The organism is Lysinibacillus sp. NPDC056232, from assembly GCF_042267565.1.
In the GTDB taxonomy this organism is placed as follows: domain Bacteria; phylum Bacillota; class Bacilli; order Bacillales_A; family Planococcaceae; genus Lysinibacillus.
In genome coordinates, this window is record NZ_JBHJTF010000003.1 from 164,180 (window position 1) to 187,643 (window position 23,464).

23 protein-coding genes and 1 pseudogene are annotated in these 23,464 nt (G+C 34.2%); 22 read left to right on the plus strand and 2 right to left on the minus strand.

What is annotated here, in order from left to right:
* Window positions 1-282 precede the first annotated feature (282 nt).
* On the minus strand, window positions 283-567 hold the full coding sequence (locus ACFCYJ_RS04085; protein WP_376071014.1) for a hypothetical protein: 285 nt from the start codon (window positions 565-567) through the stop codon (window positions 283-285).
* A gap of 830 nt (window positions 568-1,397) precedes the next feature.
* Between ACFCYJ_RS04085 and ACFCYJ_RS04090 the strand changes: the two genes are divergently transcribed.
* The 3 genes from ACFCYJ_RS04090 (at window position 1,398) to ACFCYJ_RS04100 (ending at window position 3,589) form a co-directional block, all read left to right on the plus strand.
* Entirely contained in the window at window positions 1,398-1,826 is a 429-nt protein-coding gene (locus ACFCYJ_RS04090; protein WP_376071017.1) for an NUDIX hydrolase, read from the plus strand.
* 559 nt (window positions 1,827-2,385) lie between these two features.
* The gene (locus ACFCYJ_RS04095; protein WP_376071020.1) at window positions 2,386-2,511 is read left to right on the plus strand and encodes an NINE protein; all 126 of its coding nucleotides are present in this window, start codon (window positions 2,386-2,388) and stop codon (window positions 2,509-2,511) included.
* A 58-nt stretch (window positions 2,512-2,569) separates the two neighbouring features.
* Entirely contained in the window at window positions 2,570-3,589 is a 1,020-nt protein-coding gene (locus ACFCYJ_RS04100; protein ID WP_376071023.1) for a hypothetical protein, read from the plus strand.
* Between the two features lie 318 nt (window positions 3,590-3,907).
* Here ACFCYJ_RS04100 and ACFCYJ_RS04105 read toward each other — a convergent pair whose 3' ends face one another.
* Window positions 3,908-4,933: an S-layer homology domain-containing protein gene (locus tag ACFCYJ_RS04105; RefSeq protein ID WP_376071026.1), complete on the minus strand. Its 1,026-nt coding sequence runs from the start codon at window positions 4,931-4,933 to the stop codon at window positions 3,908-3,910.
* Window positions 4,934-5,518: 585 nt separating this feature from the next.
* Between ACFCYJ_RS04105 and ACFCYJ_RS04110 the strand changes: the two genes are divergently transcribed.
* The 19 genes and pseudogenes from ACFCYJ_RS04110 to ACFCYJ_RS04200 all read left to right on the plus strand — a co-directional run bounded on the left by ACFCYJ_RS04110 (window position 5,519) and on the right by ACFCYJ_RS04200 (window position 23,450).
* Window positions 5,519-6,466, plus strand: a complete 948-nt coding sequence (locus ACFCYJ_RS04110) for a bile acid:sodium symporter family protein (RefSeq protein WP_376071029.1) — start codon at window positions 5,519-5,521, stop codon at window positions 6,464-6,466.
* 97 nt (window positions 6,467-6,563) lie between these two features.
* Window positions 6,564-6,737 carry a hypothetical protein gene (locus tag ACFCYJ_RS04115; protein WP_376071032.1) on the plus strand — a complete coding sequence of 58 codons (174 nt, stop codon included), beginning with the start codon at window positions 6,564-6,566 and terminating at the stop codon, window positions 6,735-6,737.
* A gap of 198 nt (window positions 6,738-6,935) precedes the next feature.
* Window positions 6,936-7,091: a hypothetical protein gene (locus ACFCYJ_RS04120; RefSeq protein ID WP_376071034.1), complete on the plus strand. Its 156-nt coding sequence runs from the start codon at window positions 6,936-6,938 to the stop codon at window positions 7,089-7,091.
* A gap of 196 nt (window positions 7,092-7,287) precedes the next feature.
* Entirely contained in the window at window positions 7,288-8,202 is a 915-nt protein-coding gene (locus ACFCYJ_RS04125; protein ID WP_376071037.1) for a metal ABC transporter solute-binding protein, Zn/Mn family, read from the plus strand.
* Window positions 8,203-8,211: 9 nt separating this feature from the next.
* On the plus strand, window positions 8,212-8,940 hold the full coding sequence (locus ACFCYJ_RS04130; RefSeq protein WP_376071040.1) for a metal ABC transporter ATP-binding protein: 729 nt from the start codon (window positions 8,212-8,214) through the stop codon (window positions 8,938-8,940).
* An 11-nt stretch (window positions 8,941-8,951) separates the two neighbouring features.
* Window positions 8,952-9,824, plus strand: coding sequence for a metal ABC transporter permease (locus ACFCYJ_RS04135; protein WP_376071043.1), 873 nt, complete (start codon window positions 8,952-8,954; stop codon window positions 9,822-9,824).
* On the plus strand, window positions 9,821-10,690 hold the full coding sequence (locus tag ACFCYJ_RS04140; protein ID WP_376071045.1) for a metal ABC transporter permease: 870 nt from the start codon (window positions 9,821-9,823) through the stop codon (window positions 10,688-10,690). The genes ACFCYJ_RS04135 and ACFCYJ_RS04140 overlap by 4 nt, the downstream gene beginning before the upstream one ends.
* A 623-nt stretch (window positions 10,691-11,313) precedes the next feature.
* On the plus strand, window positions 11,314-12,501 hold the full coding sequence (locus tag ACFCYJ_RS04145) for an MFS transporter (RefSeq protein WP_376071048.1): 1,188 nt from the start codon (window positions 11,314-11,316) through the stop codon (window positions 12,499-12,501).
* 248 nt (window positions 12,502-12,749) lie between these two features.
* A complete protein-coding gene (locus ACFCYJ_RS04150) occupies window positions 12,750-13,550 on the plus strand; it encodes a copper amine oxidase N-terminal domain-containing protein (protein WP_376071050.1) in 801 nt (266 codons plus the stop codon).
* A gap of 331 nt (window positions 13,551-13,881) precedes the next feature.
* Window positions 13,882-14,379, plus strand: a pseudogene (locus tag ACFCYJ_RS04155) (MFS transporter); the annotation flags it as partial.
* Between the two features lie 257 nt (window positions 14,380-14,636).
* Window positions 14,637-15,059, plus strand: coding sequence for a hypothetical protein (locus tag ACFCYJ_RS04160; protein WP_376071053.1), 423 nt, complete (start codon window positions 14,637-14,639; stop codon window positions 15,057-15,059).
* A gap of 124 nt (window positions 15,060-15,183) precedes the next feature.
* On the plus strand, window positions 15,184-15,645 hold the full coding sequence (locus ACFCYJ_RS04165) for an NUDIX domain-containing protein (RefSeq protein ID WP_376071055.1): 462 nt from the start codon (window positions 15,184-15,186) through the stop codon (window positions 15,643-15,645).
* Between the two features lie 222 nt (window positions 15,646-15,867).
* Entirely contained in the window at window positions 15,868-16,332 is a 465-nt protein-coding gene (locus tag ACFCYJ_RS04170; protein ID WP_376071057.1) for a hypothetical protein, read from the plus strand.
* A 115-nt stretch (window positions 16,333-16,447) separates the two neighbouring features.
* On the plus strand, window positions 16,448-16,933 hold the full coding sequence (locus ACFCYJ_RS04175) for a hypothetical protein (RefSeq protein WP_376071060.1): 486 nt from the start codon (window positions 16,448-16,450) through the stop codon (window positions 16,931-16,933).
* 5 nt (window positions 16,934-16,938) lie between these two features.
* The gene (locus ACFCYJ_RS04180; RefSeq protein WP_376071062.1) at window positions 16,939-17,934 is read left to right on the plus strand and encodes a linear amide C-N hydrolase; all 996 of its coding nucleotides are present in this window, start codon (window positions 16,939-16,941) and stop codon (window positions 17,932-17,934) included.
* A gap of 684 nt (window positions 17,935-18,618) precedes the next feature.
* Entirely contained in the window at window positions 18,619-18,978 is a 360-nt protein-coding gene (locus ACFCYJ_RS04185; protein WP_376071065.1) for a BlaI/MecI/CopY family transcriptional regulator, read from the plus strand.
* A 26-nt stretch (window positions 18,979-19,004) separates the two neighbouring features.
* Entirely contained in the window at window positions 19,005-20,279 is a 1,275-nt protein-coding gene (locus ACFCYJ_RS04190) for a M56 family metallopeptidase (protein WP_376071229.1), read from the plus strand.
* Window positions 20,280-21,346: 1,067 nt separating this feature from the next.
* The gene (locus tag ACFCYJ_RS04195) at window positions 21,347-22,450 is read left to right on the plus strand and encodes a helix-turn-helix domain-containing protein (protein ID WP_376071068.1); all 1,104 of its coding nucleotides are present in this window, start codon (window positions 21,347-21,349) and stop codon (window positions 22,448-22,450) included.
* Window positions 22,451-22,520: 70 nt separating this feature from the next.
* Window positions 22,521-23,450 (plus strand): alpha/beta hydrolase family protein, encoded by a 930-nt coding sequence (locus ACFCYJ_RS04200; RefSeq protein WP_376071070.1) that lies wholly within the window; start codon window positions 22,521-22,523, stop codon window positions 23,448-23,450.
* The last annotated feature ends 14 nt before the right edge of the window (window positions 23,451-23,464 follow it).

Below are 23,464 nucleotides of genomic sequence, written 5' to 3' on the forward strand. Positions count from 1 at the left end.
TTTTGATTTTGATTGAGAAAAATATTTTGTAGGTAAATCAAAAAGTTCAAAGTAAATGATGTATCAGCCTTCATTAATAATGAATTATCCAATTTTCTCTCTCCTTTTGATACTGTCACTTTTTTAATTATAGAGATAATCAATTAATCCTTCTTCAACTAAACTGCCCCGTTAGTTCAATAAGAAAAAAGAGCTGCTTATGCAACTCAATGTTCTTCGAGTAAAGCACCCGTTACTTTAAGTGCATCATTTACAATCTTATCGTTATATTAAATAACCAATTTAATAATATAATTTCTTTTTTATTTTAAATTGAGGACTGGTGATTAGTTTTGCTTTTGCAATTCCTTTTTTAAATCTTACATTGTTTAACCAGTCAATAATTGCATTAGCATCGTAATTTGGAATTCTTTCTCCATAATCTAATGCCCAATATTTTGTATTCTTTTTCTCGTCAAAAATCCAATTTAGAAAGTCCTCCTGAATGCTGTTCATCTTCCTACCGACTTTTGTTGAACAAGAAATGTATTGAATAAAATCATTACCAAAGTCAATCTTTAAAATCATAAGAGTTTAACACCTTAAAATAGTTTTGAAATTAGGGCTATTATAGCATTTTTTATTGAACTAAACTGCCCCTTTAGTTGAATAGCAACAATCTTTTAGATAGGCTGTTTTCGTTTGCTGGATGCTTGGTTGATAATTTCCCATCAACTAGAGTGTTAGAAAAGCTAAAGAGAAATAAAATTTAGTAGTAGATCATATGTTAAAACAACAATTAGAAAAGTGAATTTTTATACAAATAATCAAACCCGTACCAATAAGAGAATTAAGAGGTGTTGAAATGCTGTTAAAAAGCAAATATTTTAGGCAGTTTATCTTTTCATTTATAGCAATTATAGTAATTGCTATATACAATCCTTCATATCTTAATAGAGTGTTGCAGGTTATTTTAGTAGCTTTTCTATTTTCCATAATTTCTGATCTTTCTTTTCAAAATAAAAAATTTCGAGACTTTTCATTACTACAGAAAATTTCCCTTTTTACAATGGCTGTGGGCATATTTATATTAGTTTTCAGTTCCGTTAATTACAGCCATTAGATCTTTCTTCGGTCAAGAAAGCAACAATCTTTAAGAAAGGCTGTTTTCGTAAAGATTGTTGTTCTTCAACTAGCGGGGCAGGTTAGTTGAAGAGTGTGTTTAACCTGTATTCAACAATCGGGCCATTTTCTTGTGTAACACATTTGAAGAAAATCTTTATGGGGCGAAGAAATTGTGAAGATTTTCATTTAAACTAAAGACGCAAGCTAGTTATACAATATTTATTGATTTAAATAAAATCACTTGCACGAAGCAACTTGTGAGCCTATCGAAGCAGTGATAATGGAGGTATAGGATGAAGAAAAAACAAATTCGAGCAATAGCTATTTGTGTATTTAGGAAAGGCGATTCGATACTTGTCGCTGAAGGCATTGATGAAGTAAAGTGTGATCATTTCTATCGACCAATTGGCGGAGGGATTGAATACGGGGAGACAAGTTCTGAAGCATTAAAGAGAGAAGTACTTGAAGAAATCGAGGCAAATATAAATAACTTAAACTATTTAGGTACAATTGAAAACATATTTACATTTAACGGTGACCTTGGACACGAAGTAGTTTTTGTATATGATGCTGAATTTGTTGAAAAGTCCTTTTATGAAAAGACTTCTTTTCTTGGGCAAGAAGATAATGGTGCAACCTTCAAATTGCTTTGGAAGCCAATTAGCGATTTTACAAATAATAAATTAAGATTAGTTCCAGAAGGATTATTCGATTTGCTTTAGATCGCTTTAAGAACTTTCTTACTTGTATAAATTGAGCAGCATTCTCTTAAAACTAAAATTGTGAAGCAATACACTAAAGCTATCGAGTGCTTTAGTTAAAGAAGATAGTTAAACGAGAAGCAACAATCTTTGAGAAAACAGCCTTAAGAAAAGAGCCTTTAGAAAACAACCTATATCTTTTATTACTTAGAAGTTTAAGAAATAGGCTTTAATGTACAATTAATAATTAATATAAGCACCTTTTAAATTACTGCAACATTAGATTAATTTAATTGTTGTAGTAAATAGAGTTATCTGTGGTAAAAAAAGAGGATAGATAGAGCGAATTTAATTAAGCTCTTCTATCCTTTTAATTTCTATACATATAATGTGTGACATTAAATAAGAATTCACTATTTAAAATAGTTTCAGCTTATAACTTGACTTTTAATAAAACTATGGCTGATTGGCACTTTTTTCAAAGCGTAAAAGATAGATTAAGGTGTTGAGAAAAACATAAAAGAATGATAGACTTTTGAAAGAAAATTATAGTAAATACTTACCACACAAAGAAAGTTGATTGATAAAAATACAACAACAAACTTCGGGAAAAAGCTATGTAGCAATGATTTTACTATGTTTCTTTTTAGGTGGTCTAGGAATACATCGCAAATTTATACAATATATACATACATATTTTTACTAACGGATACGCTAGTGAAAGAAAAAATACTTTTTGTTATATATTTAAAAGGGGTACAATTATGAAATTCAAAAGCAAATTTTTAATGTTAAGTGGCTTAGGAGCTGCATTACTTGTAGGATGTTCAGATACCGAAACAAAAGATGGGAAAGAGTTAACCGATACACAATCCGAACTTTCTCAGGAAACAGTTACAAATCAAGAAGTTGTGGAATTAAATAATATAAGAAACGGTTTGCTTGAATTTGTTTGGGATTACAATGGATACGGGAGTTACAATTTTGAAGACACAACAGTCGTTGTAAATGCTAAATTATCAACAGAAGAAGATCGTACACAAAAAATGAAACGAATTTATCAACACTTAAGCAATCTAAGAGTGATTGATGAAGAAAAACTGCAAAATTATCAGGCTTCTTTAAAGGACGCTGCGATTCAATTAAACGAGAAGAAATTAGAACTAATTGATTTAGAACCTAAAGTTTTTAAAGATGGCGGATACGGTCTTATGCTTAAAGCAGAACCTTCAGAAAAAGATTTAACTCGTTACAAAGAATTGTTAAATGAACTCATCAAAATAATTGATGCTGAAAAAGAAAATATTTTACGATTGGAAATTGCTATCGTGAATACTTTTGATATTTCCGAAGAAGATGTGAAGGATTTCATAGAATATAAAAAAATGATTCCGAAACAATTAAAAGACAAATACTCTCTTCATTCAGAAGATTTATGGAGTATAACTCATAAACCAATGTTACCGCCTGAGAAATATACCGATTTATTGGCATATACAAGTGATGTTAAAGCAATTTTAGAAGATAAATTAGAAAATAAATATGCTAAAAGAGATTATGAATTCATCAGTCAATTGAAAACTATTGAAGAATATGAAAATATACTTTCAGAGTATAAAAACAATTTAAACGAAGAGACTTTTAAAGATTATTATCAAGCTTCTTTATCGATTCATAATTATTTAGTCGCAAAAGATTCTTTCCTTTTAACTGATTTAGACTTAACAACGTACTATGAATTTACTAATTATGAAGGACAATTCTACAGTTTGAGATTATTCTAAGAAAATTAGCACTTCAGTAAACAATAATTACCCCCGCTGTTCTTCTTCAACTCCCATGAAAGAACGAAATAATCTTTCATTCTCTGTGGTGTATCACTGGTTTTAGCGCTACATGGATGGCTAACGGGTGCTTTCGTATTATAAGGTCAACCAGTTACCCGTCACTCCTTTCTTTTTTTGATTATTTACAATATACAATATAAACATATGTTCTATAAAGAAAAAAGCACTTCATTCCTCCCACCTCTGAAGAAGTGGGTTTCCTGAAGCTCAATTCTGTGATTTATAATGGTCCTTACAATTGGACCTATGGGAAATTTATTGTCTCTTTAAAGTCCCGGAAAAATTCGTCCCTTCATCATGCTCCTTACGACAATCTACCTCGGTAATTTTAAGCGCATTATTAAGACGTTCAAATTCTAATACACAACGATTGCCGTTTGAGGATTTATTCATTACAGCCTTTGTGTTAGAGGTAATCGTCGCTGTCCCATCGACACTGCCTGCTGATGTCCCATCATTGGCAGTAATGAAAATAGTAAAGCTTTTGCTTGTTGCGTTTGAAATATAGGCATCACGGCGATTAAAATCAGTAGAGCCTTTACCCCATTTATAGTAATACGAATAGGTGCCATTCCAAGCACTATTAGAAGGTGTTGTCAGCTGCATTGTTTTATCTAGCTGATTTTGGCCATTTTTTGCTCGTGTATTTAATGAAGCATTGCTCGTATTTTCGTGGATTTTTTGTGCGTCCTCTGAAATCTCATAAAAATTTCTTTCATCCATACGGTAAAGCATTGTAACGACTTGAGCTCGCGTCATATTGTTTGTCACGCCAAAAAACTTCTGTAAGTTACGGTTTTCATACTGTAAGTTTTGACCAGTGGAAATGTAATAATCGAGTAAAAACTGTATGGATTGATCTAATCCACTTTTACCATTAGCTAAATGTGTAATAGCCTGTGCCACAACCCCGCGCTTCACATTAGCTGCTCGAATAGTGTTATCGAAATATCCGTTTAATGGAACACCATAGCTAGCAAGACGATTGTAAAATTCATCAGACCAGTTTGCTGGAGGGGTTTGTTTTTTTAGCTCATCATAAGGTGATTCGAGCTCATAAAAATTAGCAAGTAGTTTTGCGAATTGTTGCTCCGTAATTGTTGCATTGGGCTTAAATGTACCATCTGCATAGCCATTAACGATATCATATTCCTCTGCCCACAAGATGGCTTCATACGCATAGTGATCTTCTGGTACATCTTTAAAACCAGCAGCTTGCGCAGTGTATCCACTTGCCATAACAAGAATGGGAAGCAATAAAGCGTACACTAATTTTTTCATTTGTCTCTGTCATCCTTTCTTTCTAGTACTATTAATAGTTTGAAGGATATGGATAAAAACTGCAAATATTTCTAGTTTAACTTCTTTCAGCAAATGTCTTTTGTAGCTGCCGCTTCGCTTTCGCTACAGAAAATAATTGAAAGGAGTTAAAGTCTCCGGCGGATGTCACGGAATCGGTAAGGAGTTAATAAAGGATGTTAGCCTAAAATCATCGCATCCATGCGATAACGGCTAACTGATCTGCATCATGTTGTTGCTGCCGCTACGCTTTCGCACAGACAAAACACGTTGTTGCTGCCGCTACGCTTTCGCACAGACAAAACACGTTGTTGCTGCCGCTACGCTTTCGCACAGACAAAACACGTTGTTGCTGCCGCTACGCTTTCGCACAGACAAAACACGTTGTTGCTGCCGCTACGTTAGCACTGCACTTTCGCACAAAAAACTCTGCTGTTGCCGCTACAAAAAACATCTGCAGGCCTAAACACAAAGCCGATTCCGGACGCAATTATGCCGAGGCATAATTGATTTTACTATAAATAGGATGGAGAAAACTGTTCTTTTAAGAAAGAAGGAAAAAAAGAGATGTTGAATAGTTTAAATAAATACCTCCAAAAATGGATGCCTATTTTAACGCCGCTTAGCTTAGTTGTTGGTGTATTGTTTGAGAACGTGGGGCATCAGCTATTATTTTTAGTGCCGTGGCTGTTTGCTTTTATGACATTTGCAGGTAGTTTAAGCATGAATTTTGAAGGAATAAAAAGTCTTAAAAAATACTCAACAGTTATATTAGTTGTTATCGCATTTTTACACCTACTCATGCCAATTTGGGCTTATTTTGTATCAAACTTCATCTTTAACGATCATCTACTAACAATTGGATTTGTTTTAGCAGTCGCTGTGCCAACAGGAGTAACGAGCTTTATTTGGGTCAGTATTTGTAGGGGGCATCTCGCATTATGTCTTGCAATTATTTTAATCGATACACTCATTTCACCCATTGTTATTCCTGCATTACTTCATATTGTTGTAGGGCAAACGATCGAAATTGATACTGTTGGTCTCATTCTAGATTTACTTTGGATGATTGTTGTGCCTTCTCTTATAGGTGTAGCATTAAATGAGTTTACTAAAGGTAAAATTGAGCTGACACTAGGAAAGAAATTAGCCCCTTTTTCAAAACTTAGCTTATTTAGTATTGTAATGATAAATAGTAGTGCAATTGCCCCGTATATTAAAAATATTAACGTGGAGCTTGTTAGTGTTATTTTAGTCGTATTTATACTAGCTGTATCAGGGTATGCTTTTTGTTTAGTATTAGGGCATATCCTTTGGAAGGATATAAGTATTATTACAATGTTCGTTTTTACAGGAGGGATGCGCAATATTGCTGTAGGGGTTGTTATAGCGACTACATACTTTCCTGCAAAAACAGTTATGCCTGTAGTGTTTGGCATGCTATTTCAGCAAGTTCTAGCGTCGTTCTTTAACCGAGTAATGGAAAAGTATCAGCTGAAATATGCGGAAGGTTAAATATGTTCGCGATTTTTTGATGGAAGTGAATTTTTTTTAAAAGACTTATTGTGCTGCTGCTATCGATTGTTATTAAAACGCTACATCAATTGTGGTGGTGAAGCTGTTACTAAAAGAAGGAGAGGCACTAAAAATTTTGATGCAATATCATCAAGTGAAAACAGCACAATATGAGGTTTCCATTAGACTACCTTCAGAATATGATGAAGATAAGCAATATAATGTAGGAAGGGAGGAGATTTTGCATATTAAAAATTATACAAAAATATAAATTTGAGAGTAAACACCAGCACTTTTTATACTAGAAATGCTGGTGTTTTGTGCTATTGGAAATATTTTGAGTAATAATTTTTCTGGAAAAAGAGCACTTTTTCTAATTAAAGTTTACAAAAGAGTTGAAATTTTTCAAGTTTGAGCTTATAGTTTCCTTGAGGAAAGAAAATGTCATTCAAGAAAGAAGGTCGAACGAATGAAAGAGTTAGATGATTTGAAGCTGACGATTCTTCCTTTAATTATTTTGCTGATCCTTATACTTTTGTGGAAACTGACTGAGTCAGTTGGGGCAGGGATGATGGTAATTATTTTCTGGATAGGCTGGCGCCGCCTTGTAAGAAAATTAATATAAATTAAGGCTGTGTTGTTATTAAATAAATTTTGACAAGAGCCATTTGAGCGGGCATAACAAACAGAAGATTCCTAATAAGAGGTTACGAGGAACCGGTCGTTATGGCCCGCGCAAAAAATGCCCTTTTGTCGAGTACTGATATTAAAATCAACAAAAAACCATGCCTTAAATATAAAGAAAGAAGAGGTATTTAAACATGAAACATTTTATTGGTGTACTTGTTTTATCATTATCACTCTTGTTAATCGGTTGTTCTGCCGAAACAGGGGGAGAAAAGGAAGGAGTAGTTGTCGCAACAACTGGGCAAATTGCGGATGCCATTAAAGAAATTAGTGGCGATCATTTAAAGGTAACAGCCTTAATGGGGCCGGGAGTAGACCCCCATTTATACAAAGCTACACAAAGTGATCTAACGAAATTGGATAAAGCAGAGGTTATTTTTTATAACGGTTTACATTTAGAGGGACAAATGCTTGATATTTTTGAGCAGATGTCCAAAAACAAAGCAGTGCTCGCCGTTGGAGAAAAGTTAGATAAAAAAGATCTACTTGCTAGTGATGATGAAGCTATGCTACATGATCCGCATATTTGGTTTGATATTGAGCTTTGGAAAGGGGTTGTTCAAGCAATCGGAGACAAGCTTCAGGAAGAATACCCGCAATTTAAAGAGGATTTTGTAGCAAACGAAGAAGCTTACTTGAAAAAGCTAGATGAGTTACAAACATATGCGAAGGCCAGAGTAAATGAAATCCCAGAAAAACAGCGTATTTTAGTAACTGCTCATGATGCATTCAATTATTTTGGTAGAAGCCAAGGTTTTGAAGTGCGTGGCTTACAGGGGCTAAGTACAGATTCCGAATATGGTGTGAAAGATGTACAGGAAATGGTGAATTTTTTAGCGGCAAATAATATTAAAGCTATTTTTATAGAATCGAGCGTCTCTGATAAAGCAATGAAAGCTGTGATTGAAGGAGCGAAAGAAAAAGGTCATGACATAGTGATTGGCGGAGAGCTATTCTCAGATACTATGGGTGCAGAGGGTACAAAAGAAGGTACATATATCGGTATGTATCAACATAACATCGACACAATCGTCGATGCATGGAAGTAGGTGAGAATTATGAATGCATTAACAGTTGAAAATTTATCTGTTGCATATGATAAGAAAATAGTATTAGAAAACGCATGTGTAACGGTTCCTACGGGCCATCTCTCAGCAATTATAGGTCCAAATGGCGCTGGAAAATCTACTTTTTTAAAGGCCATTTTAAATCAATTACCGAATAAAATAGGGGAAGTTGAAATTCTTGGAAAAGCCTTTGAACCAAAAAGCTTAGTAGTTGGGTATGTTCCTCAGCGCAATGCTGTTGATTGGGATTTTCCTACAAATGCCTTTGACATTGTTTTGATGGGGCGCTACGGACATACTGGATTATTTAAAAGACCGTCTAAAAAGGATAAAGTTATAGCACAACAAGCTCTTGCAAGTGTAGGCATGCAAGACTTTGCAGAACGTTCTATTGGTCAATTATCAGGAGGGCAGCAGCAACGGGTATTCTTAGCAAGAGCCCTAGCCCAAAATGCGGATATTTATTTCTTAGATGAACCTTTTGCAGGGGTGGATGCTGCTACAGAAAAAACAATAATCAATATTTTAAAAGACTTGAAAGCGAAAGGAAAAAGTATTTTTGTCGTCCATCATGACTTACAAACAGTAAAAGAATATTTTGATTATACAATTCTTTTAAATAAAACAATTTTAGCATCAGGCCCAACAGAAGATGTTTTTACACCAGAGCAATTACAAAAAACATACGGTGGTAAACTATTCATGATGCAAAACGCCTAAGGAGGGTGAATATGTTAAGTGGTAACTTACTGTGGGTATTAGTCGGTACGATGTTACTCGGGATCGCGGCTGGCATAACTGGCACCTTCTCCTTCTTACAAAAGCAAAGTTTAGTAGGCGACGCAGCGGCACATGCTGCATTACCAGGGATCGCTCTTGCCTTTCTATTAACGGGACAAAAGGAATTACCTATATTAATGCTTGGGGCAGGTATCACATCGGCTTTGTCCGTTTATTGCATACAATGGATTGTCTCTTTTTCGAAATTGAAAGCAGATGCAGCAATTGGATTGGTCTTGACTGTGTTTTTCGGGATAGGTGTTGTATTTTTAACAGTTGTCAACCGTAGCCCATTCGGTAATCAAAGCGGTCTTAACCATTTTATTTTTGGGAAAGCAGCGACGATGACGAAAGCTGATTTAATGTGGTTGTTTATAAGTGCGACGATTATTATTTTAGTAAGTCTGCTTCTTTATAAAGAATGGAAGCTCCTAATCTTTGACCCTGTTTATGCTAAAGGAATTGGCATACCAATTGAAGCTTTAAAAGCTACACTAACGGTTTTAATTGTTATGACTATTGTAACAGGCATTCAGGCAGTGGGTGTTATTTTAATGTCTGCATTACTAATCATCCCAGCTGCAAGTGCTAAATTATGGACAAGTAAATTGAGCTCAATGCTCGTGCTTAGTGCAGCAATCGGTGGTATTTCTGGTCTTATTGGAACCTTTATTAGTTCAATTCGAACTGGATTATCGACAGGTCCAATTATTGTCTTAGTAGCAGCTGCAATATTCTTTATTTCCTATTTTATTAGTCCGGATGGACAAATTAATAAATATCGTAGGAAAATGCAGTTTCGAAAGCAAGGTGAGCTAGGATGATTGAGTTTTGGGTTGTTTTTACAGGCATTTTAGTAGGGGTTACATGCGGAATTGCTGGGGTTTTTCTAATTTTACGTAGAATGTCGATGATTGCAGATGCGATCAGTCATACAGTATTATTTGGTATCGTCATGGCTTATATTATTACTCAAACATTAAATGGCTTTTGGATGTTAATTGGGGCAGCATTCGCAGGAATTCTAACGGCCTACCTTGTGCAATTACTACATTCCTCTGGCATTCAGGAGGACGCTGCCATTGGTGTTGTCTTCACGTCCTTGTTTGCTGCAGGTGTTCTACTCATCACATTATTTGCTGGTAATGTACATTTAGATGTTGAGCATGTATTGATGGGTGAAATTGCATTTGTACCTTGGGATAGATGGACATTACTGTCAATCACAATGCCAAAGGCCGTATGGATGCTATTATTTGTACTGATAGTTAACATTGGGTTCCTTCTATTATTCTTTAAGGAAATGAAGTTAACAACCTTTGACCCAGTTTATGCTGCTTCCATCGGTTTACCAGTAATTTTTCTACATTATGGCTTTATGACAACGATTTCCTTTACTACCGTTGCTTCATTTGATAGTGTCGGTGCGATTTTAGTTGTCGCTATGTTAATAGGACCAGCTGCCACCTCCTATTTAATAAGCAAAACGATTAAACAAATGTTTATGTATAGTATGCTATTTGGGGCTGCAGCATCGGTAATAGGCTATTATTTAGCGAAGCTTTGGGATACGTCCATTGCAGGGATGATGGCCACAACAGTAGGTTTAATATTTATTATTGTATTAGTAGGTCAAAAAGTCGTCGAGCGCCGAAGAAAATCGCTCGTTAGTCAATTAGAAGTTATGTAAGGATGAAACATCGTTTGATCATGTATCAAATGATGTCAGCTTGTCGACAAAAGAATAAATATAAATTAGTGTGTATCAATAAATAGTTGATTTTCACTCCGAGTGACGCTTTCCACGGGCTTGGCTTCAATCTCCACATCAACAGTAAGAGTCGACAAGCTGAAACCAAAATAATATGATGGCTATGCTTTACACTATATAAAACTAGTCTTACCACATAAACTTCTGGAGGAAAATGTGACAGTATCGACGCTCCTCACAAAATGCTAAATGGTAGGTTTGCTGATTAAAATTATCATAAAGTTTTATACAAAAAAAGTAACGTTTATCTACAGTCTGACATCGTTTGATAATAGAATCAAACGATGTTTTTTGTCATTTGCCTGTTGATTATTTCAAACTTTTGCCTGATTTTTACTTTCTACAAAAATAGTATACTGTTTAAAGCAATTCGAAAAGGCAAGAAAACATAATGAAAGGTCTAAACGGAATACATATTTATAGAGTAGAAAATATTTTTTAACATTCATAAAGATACAATTATTGTAAAACGTCTCTGTACGAATATTTGTAATTTTGTGACTATGTAATGATTACTAAATGAAACAACAAGGAGATACGGCATGTGGCATAATCGGAATGTATGGATTATTTTATTGGGGGAATTTGTCGTAGGACTTGGCTTATGGGCTGGGATTATAGGCAATCTAGCTTTTATGCAAGAGGTCGTTCCTTCTGACTTTCACAAATCATTAATTATTTCTTGCGGTATATTGGCGGGTTTAATAGTTGGTCCGTTAGCAGGACGTATTATTGACAACTCGCAGAAAAAAACAGTTATACAGTGGGCTAGTGTAGGGCGAATTATAAGTGTTTTATTTATGTTTATGGCACTTTATACAAATTCGGTTATTTGGATGATTCTTTTTTTAATTACGTTGCAAATAGCAGCCGCTTTTTATATGCCTGCTCTACAATCTATTATTCCAATGATTGTTAAGGATAAGGATTTAATTACATTAAATGCTTGGCAAATGAATGCTCGAACGATTTCAAGAATTATTGGTACTGCTGCAGCGGGATTTATGCTAAGTTTCTTTGAGATAAAATGGTTGTACATCATTTCATTTATTGTCTATATGATGATGTTTGTTATTACGAACTTCCTACAATTAAATGAAATGGCAAATCAATCGTCAGCAACTAATGAAAAGGGCGACTTTAAAGACGTGTTACCGATGGTGAAGGAACATCCTGTTGTTTTAATGACACTTGTCTTAATGCTAATTCCAACATTATTTTTAGGTTCCTTTAATTTAGTTATTATGAAAATTTCTGAGATTCATCATTCAACGACAATATCAGGATTATTGTATACAGTTGAGGGCATTGGTTTCATGCTTGGTGCAGCTGGTTTGAAATTGATTACGGAACGGGTGAAAATTGGGACACTCCTCTTTACTTTAGCGTTTATTATCGGTTCGATGGAGCTCATGCTACTCTTATCGGATATTAAATTTTTTGCATTAGTAGCTTTTGGCGTTTTTGGTTTTTCAGTAGGCTGTTTTTTCCCAACGACAATGGTGATTTTCCAAAAGCAAGTGCCAAAAGATTTTCACGGCCGATTTTTCTCATTCCGTAATATGATTGATTCTGTCATCTTTCAGGTCGTCTTATTGTCAACAGGCATGATGCTAGATTTAGTTGGTTTAAGTGGATTGGGACTTGTTTTTGGTATAATCAGCTTAAGTTTAACCATCACTTTTTTACTATATTCAAAGAAAAAGAATGTTGTAATGCATGCGCATTAAATAAAAAGGAACTGTCAAATCTGTATGCTATTAGCAAAGGATAATTTTGCTGGAACTACTGTTTATTTATACTCAATAAAATGGGCTATTGGGTCCGGGTATCAAAGTATGAATTGGATAACTACTATCCTTATTCCAATTATCAAGAGTATAGTAAATGGAAAAATGAACCATTTCGTGGTATAATAAGTACTTAAATAAAGAGAGATTTAGGTTATACGTCAATTTATAAATAGAAGAGGTGTATAGTGCATACTAAATTTAAATTAATTCTATCATCTTTATTAGCATTAATTTTGTTAATAGTCGCTCCACTAGGTTTTAAGGCTGATGCTTCATCTTTGCCAGCTAAAGAAACCCCGATTTATTTAAAAATGGATAAATATTTTATTCTCTATACACGACCAAGTGCGCCGTTTCTTGATCAGCAAGGACGCCTGTTAGTACCTCTGCGTTCTATACAGGATTTAATGGGTGGTGAGGTTTCTTATAGCCATCAAACAAAAACGGCTACTGTTAAACTTTTAAAACAGACCTTTGAGTTAACCATTAACGCCAAAACAGCCTATGTTAATCAAAAGGAATTAACGATGGATACGGTTCCTGTGTTAAAAGATGGAGCATTGTTTTTACCACTTCGTTTATTTTTAGATTATACAGATATTGAGTACAAATGGAGAAATGATGTGAATTTGCTCCATATAACAGATAAGCGCGTTGTAGTAGGAGAACCATTCGAAAATTTTGCTGGTAATGACTTTACGGCTGGTTATCTTGATGATGCTTTCCACCTAAGTGCGTTTAAAGTCCAGAATTCTAGTATTAGCATTAAGGCACAAAATATGACAGGCAAAACTGTGCCATACGGTAAAACCGATATTCAGCCATTAGTTCAATTTAATACAGGCGGTTTTTCAGTAGACTCATATACACGACCTGGAAATAAAAAGATACCTGAAATTAAAATAGGACAATCCTTTTGGGTTACTAAAAACATAGGTATTCGTGATCCCGCCTATATTATAGCTGTAGGAAGAAAAGCGAATTAAGCTATAAATCCATCTCACTTTAGTATGTGGGCATGAAAGAGTAGATTTACGCCATAAATATTGGTGTGAATCTACTTTTTATATGATAAATAAAAAGAGATTGTCTAAAGTATAGGCAATCTCTTAAAATGAATTTTAAACTCGAGTTTTAACTTCTTTCAGCAGAAGCAATGAAAATCCTAAAATCAAAAGAAATTAACGCATTTCGGATGGAACAGTGCATTAAAGATTGGCTACAATTTGCGAAATAATAAAACTAGAGTTGGAGTTGTCAAATGGGCGGATAACATGGTTAGAATCATTGAGATAAGTAGAAAGAAGCTGTTGAAAGATGGTTGGAAATGCACATGAATCTATAGTGACTTATATAGATTCTCCTGAAAAGCTAAAGAGTTTATATAAGCGAGTGCTAATCGTTGTTAGTCTTTCTCAAGTTTTTGGTGGGGCAGGACTTGCAGCTGGTATTACGGTAGGGGCTCTTTTGGCTCAACAAATGCTAGGGACGGATGCTTATGCAGGGGTACCTTCCGCTTTATTAACTTTAGGGTCGGCGGGTGCAGCTTTAATTGTAGGGAAACTATCACAACGTTATGGGCGTCGTACAGGTTTATCGACAGGTTTTATTGTTGGAGGACTTGGTGCAATTGGTGTAGTAATTGCTGCCGTGATAAATAGTGTCATTTTATTATTCGCCTCACTACTAATCTATGGCGCAGGAACTGCAACAAATTTACAGGCTCGTTATGCAGGGACAGATTTAGCCAATAATAAACAACGAGCAACGGCTATCAGCACAACAATGGTGATGACAACATTCGGAAGAGTTTCAAAGTAATCAATGGCTTTACAAAGTTTAGTTATAAGTGAAATGATACCATTCCTAAAATCCATTTGATTCATAGGGGTGAGATGATTTCTTATTGGATATTTATATTATATTGACTATGAGGATTGTGAAGAAATGCACTTAAACTAACGGGGCAGGTTAATTAAATAAAAAATTGTAACTTTATTCCACTTTTTTCATCTGATTTATTATGAAGTTTGAATGTACCAATATTAAAAAATTCATAGGGGGATAATAGTATGAAAACTTTTTATCATTGTTTAATAATGTGGATACCCTTTGGATTGCTGTTTTCCTTAGCAGGATTAGGACTAGAAGCATTAGAAGGAAATAAAATCAGGACATCAGAATATATGGGAATTCGTGATTTTGGAATTCTTTATTTGTTCTTTATTGGTTCTTTCGCCTTTATGTTATATCCTATTTCATTTTTGCCACTAACATTTATCCTAAGTAAGTTTATAAAATCTTTACTGTTTAAAGTGATTATCTTTACTTTTTTTGGTGGACTAATAGGGGCGTTTACTTTTGAAATAATATATGTGAGTTATATAAAAGAATATAGTTTAAGTATGATTAGTTCCATTATTATTTTTGGTATTGCAGGTTTACTCTATGCTTTGGCGGAATATTCTTTCAAGAGAAATATAAAATTCGCTTAAACTAACAGAGGCAAGAGTTAAACAAGGTGTTGCAGCGGCAGCATCTTTTTTTCTTTATTGTACTAACGGTTTAGTTGAATAACAAATGCTATAATTTGGATATAAAAAGAAATGAGGGAAAGATATGAAAGTTAGAAACTCAGTAAAGGCAATTATTTTGGATGGGGAAAAAATATTATTAACTAAAAACCAAGATGACGAGGGGTATTTTTTTCTTTGTCCTGGTGGAGGGCAAGAACATGGTGAAACATTCCATACCACTTTAAAAAGAGAGTGTATTGAAGAAATTGGACTTAATATAGATATCAAAGAATTATTACATATCAGGGAGTATATAGGAAAAAATCATGAATACGCCGAATTTGATTTTGATGTTCATCAAATAGAATATTATTTTTTATGTCAGCTAAGTAGAACTGAAACTCCAATAAAACCAACAAATCCTGATAATCATCAGGTAGGTGTTGAGTGGATTCGTATTGAGGATTTATTAAATTACAGGCTATACCCAAAGGAGTTAAGAAAATATATAATTGGATATTTAGATGGTGAAAATTCACCAGTTTATCTTGGAGATATAAATTAACTTGTTATTAACAAGGTCTTTAGTAGAAAATCATTAAGTTGTTCAGAGGGGCGTTTATTGAATAAGAAATATAACAACTTATTATTCATTTTTTAAGGGATATATAATTATTGGATGTAAATTGAAACAACTTTAAAGAGCTTTGCTACTTATAAATTGTAGTAAGGCTCTTACCTTTTGATCAAAAATAAATAACTTTATTAATTCTAATCACAAGAGGGTATGATTTATAAAACAGTAGCGAAAGAATTAGAAATTGATCATTCAATAAGACGTGGGGTTTCAGGCAAGAGACTACTAAGTACTACATCAGAAGAATTATTATTCTTTATAATATGTTTACTAAACAACAACACTTGGAAGAGTTTCGGAGTAACCAATAGCTTTAAGGGGATGCTATGTGAATGTAATCAAGCAGGAGCAATTAAAATATTCACTAAGCCTAGTTTACTTGTGGTGATAATCTTTTCAATACAATGTTGTTTTAGTACTTTATATTTAAAAGATTTTGATATGGACCGTTGGAAGGCATACACAGAAAATGGACTAACTTGTCAGCCAAAGACGGTAACAAAACAAATGACCAGGTGTTTCTATTCAACAATTGGGCCATATTGTATTGTTGAACAACACCAGATATCTAGGTTAAAGTTTAGAAAAGATAATGAAATTTTGTACTTAAAGTAACAAGTAGGTTAGATCATAACCTGGTTTATTTTCACTTTTTTGTGGAAGCCCAACGGTAATATTTAAAATTTAATAAATTATAATTGACATATATTATGTCGGGAAGGCGATTGAGATGAAAATGAATTCACAAGAATCAATAACTGTCTTACAATACTTGGCTCTTATCAATCAAGTCTCGTATGTTAATGTATGTAGGGCTGCAGGGATTACTCCACAACAATTTTCCGATTGGGTCAAAAAGCGTCGTCCTGTCCCCAAGGAGAGGCTACAATTTTTAGCTGAGTATTCTAAGATTGAGGCAAATTTATTAATCGATGAGAAAAATTATTTACAAGAACTAACACAAGAAAAGAAGATTGATATTCAAATTCTTTTCCTTAATCAAAAGTTAGATAAAGGCGAGAACGAAGTTGAAGAGTATCGTGAGAAATTAGCTCTTCTTGAAACCGAAAAAGAGAAGTATATCCTAATTAGTAGGTTTGATACCATAGTTAGTCAAAACCATGAACAAATCCGTAGAATTTGCGAAACTTTTTTAGAACTAATGGAAAACGGTAATTATGTTTTACTTGAAAAATTGTTAAATCCAAAGGAGTAAAATACATGAGTACAGCTTTTCAAATCAATCAAAATGGTGAATTTCTTGTTTGTAAGAATCAAGATGTGATCTACGATGGGGTTTATTTATTTACAAACCAAAGAGGTGTTCGAAAGACCGCTTTAATGATGCCACCTACTCAACCAGCTTCTTGGGTCTCTGCTTATGGAAGTTTGACCGTTTCACAGATTGGAAAGGAAAATCCGAATGGCGGTATTAATGAAAAAGGTCTTGTTGTGGAGCAGACCACTCTTTGGCAAACTGAATATCCTGCTTCTGACGTACGTCCTGCGGTAAACGAGTTACAATGGATTCAATATTTGTTAGACACATGTAGTACGGTTCAAGAAGTCCTGGAAGTAGCCCCGTCCATTCGAATTGACCAGAGTACATCTAAATTACACTATCTGATTGCAGACAGAAGTGGAGAACATACAATAATAGAATTTTTAAATGGAGAAATGACCTTCTACAGGGAAAAATCGATATTTCCAATAATGGTAAATTCTCCTTATGAAGAAGCGTTGAAAGAAATCGAGAGTGGAAAAACAAATTGGTCTGATTGTGATGAATATCACGAGAACTCAATGCAACGGCTATTAACAGTTTCAAAAAGATTGCAAGAAAATCTAAATCTTGTCGATGTAATTGATTTTACTTTCGAAGTATTAACCTCTGCAAAGCGTGAGGATACAGTCTATAGTCTTGTGTATGATATTAACCGAATGGAAGTTCATGCTTATACCAACCAAAATCCCGAGAGAAAAACTATAAAAATGGTTGATTTTGATTTTGCCAATGGATCACTTTCTCGATCTGTCGATCTTCAGCGTCTTAGAGCAAAAAATGTTACTGAACAATTTGAAACTTACAATACAGAATTTAATTATAATGCTGTGAATTCATTTTTTAGAAACCCAACATTGACTGCAATATTTAAATGGAAAATTTCAGATGAGATGGTTCAATTTTTAGCTCGCTACCCTGATTCATTTTCTTAGTTAGCTAACGAATACCCCTGTAAAATTATTTCGAGGTCTTCTGGAACTATCGAGGTACGTTAACAATCAGAAATAGAGGTACAAAAAGTAGCATCGGGTCAAGTTGGTTTGATGTACAGTTAGACTCTAAAAGAAGATTAAAAGGCTTAGGAGTTATTCCTAAGCCTTTTTCCCGTATATTAAATTCCACCAAGAAGGAATTAGCGTGGAAGTTGATATTGAAGGCAATGAAACAAAAACAGAAATCAAACCTTATGAAGGGACTGCTTTCGAATTTGAAAGCTTTTGTTTTAGGTTTTAAAGTTAAAAACTTTATTGTCTTTTTACCATCAAGGACATTAAAAAAGTAACTCGCAAATAAAATTTTATGTGAATTTTGAACAAAAAAAAGAGTGAAAAAGAAAGCGTCAACTGAAAAAAATAAATGTAATTTGTACGTCAAGTGACAATGGAAACAGCAGTGTAAAGATAAACGTGAATAGAGAAATTTTTCATCAAAATAACCAGGTGCTCATAATTTTTATATGAGTACCCTGGTTATTATTTTTATAACCTTTTATGCCCTTAAAAGGGATTCTCTCAAACAGACTACCGCAATAGTCTTGACAACTACAGACTACCGCGGTAGTATTAATGTGTGGTAAACTATTGCAATAGTCCACTTAAGAAAAGGAGCATGCGCGTATGCAAGTTAAATTGTTTGATTCGGAATTACAAGTCATGAATATTTTATGGGAAGAAGGCGATTTGACAGCTAAACAGCTCTCACAAATGTTAAACGAACGAATAGGTTGGAATAAAAATACCACCTATACCGTCATAAAGAAATGTATAAAAAAAGAGGCCATCGAAAGAATTGAACCTAACTTTATCTGTCATCCAATCATCAGAAAAGAACAGATACAAGAACAAGAAACGACGGAATTGATTGATAAAATATTTAATGGTTCTAAATCTTTACTATTCGCATCCTTACTAGACAAGAAAAAAATGTCCGCGAGTGAGATTGATAAATTAAAACAAATTGTTAAAGATCTTGAGTGAGGAATTATGATATGAGTATTCTCAACATGAGTGTAGACGCATCTCTCATCCTCATCATTGTGCTATTGATGAGGATGTTAGTAAGAAATAAGGTGCCAAAGCAAACATTTTTAATTCTTTGGGGAATCGTTGCATTTAAACTACTCATCCCCTACTCTTTTTATTCAAAGTTGAGCATACAGCCTATACTGAAAAACGTATTTGTTACGCTCACTCACTCAAATGATTCGGAAAGTATGCACCATTCAATCGAAATCGCACAAACATCAAACACGTTTTCTCATCAGCTTTTGCTTGTGATGACAAGCGATTTCGTCCAGTACCTTTGGGCATGTGGGGGTATCGGGGTTTTGCTATTCTTTATAGTGGCCTATGTTAGATTTTATAAAGAATTTAAAACAGCCATCCCAGTGAAGAATAATGAGTATCTCGATCGATGGCTAAACGATCATAAGTTAAAAAGAACGATTCAAATTGCAGTATCAGATAGAATTAAAACCCCGTTAACATATGGAATCTTTAAACCAGTCATCTTATTGCCGAAATCAACAAATTGGGAAGACGCTGCAAGCATTCAGTTTATTCTCACACATGAATTAATTCATATTAAACGCTTTGACGTTTTGTGGAAAGTAATTTTAACGATTATGGTAGCTTTGCATTGGTTTAATCCCTTAGTTTGGTGTATGTATTTTTTAGTAAACAGAGACATTGAATTGTCTTGCGACGAAAGGGTTATTAGACAGTTTGGAGATAAGGCAAAGTCAGCATATGCACTATCTCTCATCAATATGGCAGATGAAACCTATACGGTTACGCCGCTTTGTAATCATTTTAGTAAAAATGGGATTGAAGAAAGGATTGTGTCCATTATGACCTTAAAGAAAAAGTCGGTTTTAGGAACAGCATTAGCGTGTACATTAGTCATTGGAGGGATGACCGTCTTTGCGGCAACTGGCCAAGAGCCACCAACGCTGAAAGAAGGCAAAGAACAAAATACAGTTATTGTTACTGATGCATCAAATAGTACGACGGAACCACATGTAATCGCAACAAATAAAGGCAAAGAACAAAATACAGTTATTGTTACTGATGCATCAAATAGTACGACGGAACCACATGTAATCGCAACAAATAAAGGCAAAGAACAAAATACAGTTATTGTTACTGATGCATCAAATAGTACGACGGAACCACATATAATCGCAACAAATAAAGGCAAAGAACAAAATGCAGTTATTGTTACTGATGCATCAAATAGTACGACGGAACCACGTGTAATCGCAACAAATAAAGAATAAATAAGTTATTCCAAAGACTAGTCCTGAAATCCGGGACTAGTTTTTCATTTACTCCATCATTTTTTCATAATAAAACTAAATGCCTTCCACTTTGTTGGTGTGGTTTTAAAATAAAGTTTGATAAGAAATCCTATTATATGATACTAAAAATGGTTACTAAAATAGTTTCAAAGTAACCAATGCAATCTTTTTTAAAAAATGCAGTGAAATCAAAAATTTAGAGTGAATTTAAATAAAACTTTATTAAAAAACAACTTAATTTAAGGTTCTTTTGTTGGCATTCGGTACTCCGAAATGTAAATCAAAAGAACCTTTTCTTCTTGATAAAAACCTATGTAATTAGTTATTTGTTTTATCATCTGCTTCTGTTTGATGACATGCCTTAATTACCTCATTAAAGGCTTCTAAAATTTCCTCGATCGTATCTCGCTTCGAGTCATTCAAAACAATAGGAATAAATTTATTATTACCATCTATGATTTTATTACTAGTTATAAAAGCTTGTGTGGGAATTTACTTTGTAATCTTGATTACCATGAAAATATGTCCATAGCATTACCTCGTTATACATTTTATTAATAAAAAACCCCCAGTATTAAATGGGGGAGACGGATTGTCAGGTTAAATAAATATTATCTTTCCGGATAATCTACATGTAATGGCGTGGAACTAACCAACCTTTACTTTTATTAAGATGTAACAATTTTGCGCCAAGTTGTGCTTTACTAACGTGGAATTGAGCGTACGTTAGAGCAATATCATTTCTACAATTATAGGATGTGGTCAAAAATCCCCATCAACCATTTCTATTAACATAATTCCATGAATTTACACTCCAACCAAGTATTGTTCCAACTGTTGGCTAAGAGAATTTAGTGTTATTGAATTGGCTGTCATAAAAAAATAATCCCTATTAGCAATATCCAAAAAGTGTTTACGTATGCATAAACGAATTTTGTGAATCAATGGATTTGTTGCCTAACAGTTGATTTTATCTATTAAAATAAAATATAACTCCATTGGAATTGACGGTAAAATGCATTTTAATAATAGTATAAGGAGTGACAATGATGAGAGAAATAAGTATTGCAAAAGTTATTACAGCAAAAAGAAAAGAAAAAGGTATCACACAAGATAAACTTGCTGAGTATGTCGGTGTATCGAAGGCTTCCGTATCCAAATGGGAGACGGCTCAAAGCTATCCGGATATCACTCTGCTTCCACAATTGGCAAACTATTTTAATATAAGCATTGATGATCTCATTGGCTACCTCCCGCAAATGACAAAAGAAGATATAAAGAAAACATACCAACAGTTGGCTGAGGATTTTAGCAACAAACCTTTTGATGATGTACTTGATCAATGCCGTGCAATTATAAAGAAATATTTCTCTTGTTTTCCTCTGCTACTGCAAATGGCTAAATTATATGCCAATCATTTTGTCCTTGCTACGGAAAGGGGAAAACAAGAAGCACTGTTACAGGAAGCCATTGATTTATGTATCCGGATTAAGAAGGAAAGTGATGATGTATGGATCGCGAAGCAGGCAAATTCATTGGAAGTGTTATGTCATATAATCTTAAATCAACCAATGGAAGCTTTGGAATTACTTGACGAAACAATGAAGCCGCCGATTAGTGATAACTTTTTACTCTCCAAAGTCTATCAAATGACCGGAGATATGGAGAAGGCAAAGGAAGCTTTACAGGTCAGTCTGTATCAACATCTCCACGGCCTTCTTGCACCGGCACAGTCATACTTGCTGTTAGTTGCCAATCGACCTGAAAAATTTGAGCAGGCCCTTGAACGTTTTATCGAAATATCAAAAGTCTTTAAAGTAGAAAAACTGGACCCTAATTTGGTGTCTTTGCTATATTTGGCCGCAGCACAAGGTTATATGATGCAAAATAAACCGGAAAAAGCATTAGAAATGCTCGGAAAATACACATACATTTGTACGAACGCCCTTTTACCGTACGAATTGAAAGGAGATTCCTTTTTTGACAGTATAGAAAACTGGCTGAAGGATTATGATATTGAAGCTCCTAGAGACGAAAAGATAGTAAAAGAAAGTATAGTGCAAAGTGTTATGGAAAATACTGCATTCTTCCCATTGCACAATGAACCGAAATTCAAAAGTATTGTTGAAAAACTAAAAGCACAAATTTGAAAGTGAACTGATAGTGCCTACTAGATGTATTCACTTATCTTTTAGTTGTCAATTTAAGGAGGTAAATATAATGGTTGAAGAAAAAATTGTTTTAGGTGCTAAAACAAAGTATCCACTGAATGGAATATTAACAATTCCTGATGAAACAAAAGGATTATTTCCTGCAGTTGTATTGGTTCAAGGCTCCGGTCCAAGCAACATGGATGAAAAAATCGGAAACATTCATCCTTTTAAGGATATTGCTGATGGTTTGTCTGGAAAAGGAATTGCAGTACTGCGATATGATAAAAGAACATTCGTGTATGGCAAAGAAATGAGAAATGATACGGCATTAACAGTAAAAGAAGAAACCATTGAAGATGCGATCCTTGCTGCAGAGTTTTTGCGAAGAGATGCACGTATAGATTCAAATAAAATATTTATTATCGGTCATAGTTTAGGTGGGATGTTAGCTCCGCGAATTGATGCAGAAGGCGGTAATTTTGCTGGAATCATTATTATGGGTGGGTCTCCACGCAAATTTGAAGAAATTCTAATGGATCAAAATAACGAAGTTTTGCATTCATTGAATAAGCTTTTGAAAGGGATTGCTAGAAAACAAATAGCAGCTTTATCATCAAAGTTTGACAACATCTATAACCTAAGTGATGAAGAAGCAAAATCCACGAAAGTTTTAGGAAGACATGTTAAAGCCTACTACCTAAAAGAAATGGGCGAACATCCATCTGCCAATTATCTCAATGTATTAAATAAGCCCCTTTTCATTCTGCAAGGAGAAAAAGATTTCCATGTATCAGTGGAAAAGGATTTTAATGGTTACAAAAGAATATTGGGAGATAGATCCAATGTTACGTATAAACTTTATCCAAACCTGAATCATGCTTTCATGCCTTTTGTTTATGGAGAGATACGAAAAGCCAAAAAAGAGTATAAGGTTGCACAACATGTCGATCAACAAGTGATCAATGATATTTCCGATTGGATTCATTCGGTATTGTAATAGTCATCAGGAGG

Coding starts and splice junctions, on each gene's coding strand:
- ACFCYJ_RS04140 (WP_376071045.1), top strand. CDS start 9,821: ATGATTGAGTTTTGGGTTGTTTTTACAGGCATTTTAGTAGGGGTTACA.
- ACFCYJ_RS04195 (WP_376071068.1), top strand. CDS start 21,347: ATGATGAGAGAAATAAGTATTGCAAAAGTTATTACAGCAAAAAGAAAA.
- ACFCYJ_RS04120 (WP_376071034.1), top strand. CDS start 6,936: ATGAAAGAGTTAGATGATTTGAAGCTGACGATTCTTCCTTTAATTATT.
- ACFCYJ_RS04085 (WP_376071014.1), bottom strand. CDS start 567: ATGATTTTAAAGATTGACTTTGGTAATGATTTTATTCAATACATTTCT.
- ACFCYJ_RS04165 (WP_376071055.1), top strand. CDS start 15,184: ATGAAAGTTAGAAACTCAGTAAAGGCAATTATTTTGGATGGGGAAAAA.
- ACFCYJ_RS04110 (WP_376071029.1), top strand. CDS start 5,519: ATGTTGAATAGTTTAAATAAATACCTCCAAAAATGGATGCCTATTTTA.
- ACFCYJ_RS04105 (WP_376071026.1), bottom strand. CDS start 4,933: ATGAAAAAATTAGTGTACGCTTTATTGCTTCCCATTCTTGTTATGGCA.
- ACFCYJ_RS04190 (WP_376071229.1), top strand. CDS start 19,005: ATGAGTGTAGACGCATCTCTCATCCTCATCATTGTGCTATTGATGAGG.
- ACFCYJ_RS04125 (WP_376071037.1), top strand. CDS start 7,288: ATGAAACATTTTATTGGTGTACTTGTTTTATCATTATCACTCTTGTTA.
- ACFCYJ_RS04130 (WP_376071040.1), top strand. CDS start 8,212: ATGAATGCATTAACAGTTGAAAATTTATCTGTTGCATATGATAAGAAA.
- ACFCYJ_RS04170 (WP_376071057.1), top strand. CDS start 15,868: ATGATTTATAAAACAGTAGCGAAAGAATTAGAAATTGATCATTCAATA.
- ACFCYJ_RS04090 (WP_376071017.1), top strand. CDS start 1,398: ATGAAGAAAAAACAAATTCGAGCAATAGCTATTTGTGTATTTAGGAAA.
- ACFCYJ_RS04180 (WP_376071062.1), top strand. CDS start 16,939: ATGAGTACAGCTTTTCAAATCAATCAAAATGGTGAATTTCTTGTTTGT.
- ACFCYJ_RS04145 (WP_376071048.1), top strand. CDS start 11,314: ATGTGGCATAATCGGAATGTATGGATTATTTTATTGGGGGAATTTGTC.
- ACFCYJ_RS04160 (WP_376071053.1), top strand. CDS start 14,637: ATGAAAACTTTTTATCATTGTTTAATAATGTGGATACCCTTTGGATTG.
- ACFCYJ_RS04200 (WP_376071070.1), top strand. CDS start 22,521: ATGGTTGAAGAAAAAATTGTTTTAGGTGCTAAAACAAAGTATCCACTG.
- ACFCYJ_RS04175 (WP_376071060.1), top strand. CDS start 16,448: ATGAAAATGAATTCACAAGAATCAATAACTGTCTTACAATACTTGGCT.
- ACFCYJ_RS04100 (WP_376071023.1), top strand. CDS start 2,570: ATGAAATTCAAAAGCAAATTTTTAATGTTAAGTGGCTTAGGAGCTGCA.
- ACFCYJ_RS04135 (WP_376071043.1), top strand. CDS start 8,952: ATGTTAAGTGGTAACTTACTGTGGGTATTAGTCGGTACGATGTTACTC.
- ACFCYJ_RS04185 (WP_376071065.1), top strand. CDS start 18,619: ATGCAAGTTAAATTGTTTGATTCGGAATTACAAGTCATGAATATTTTA.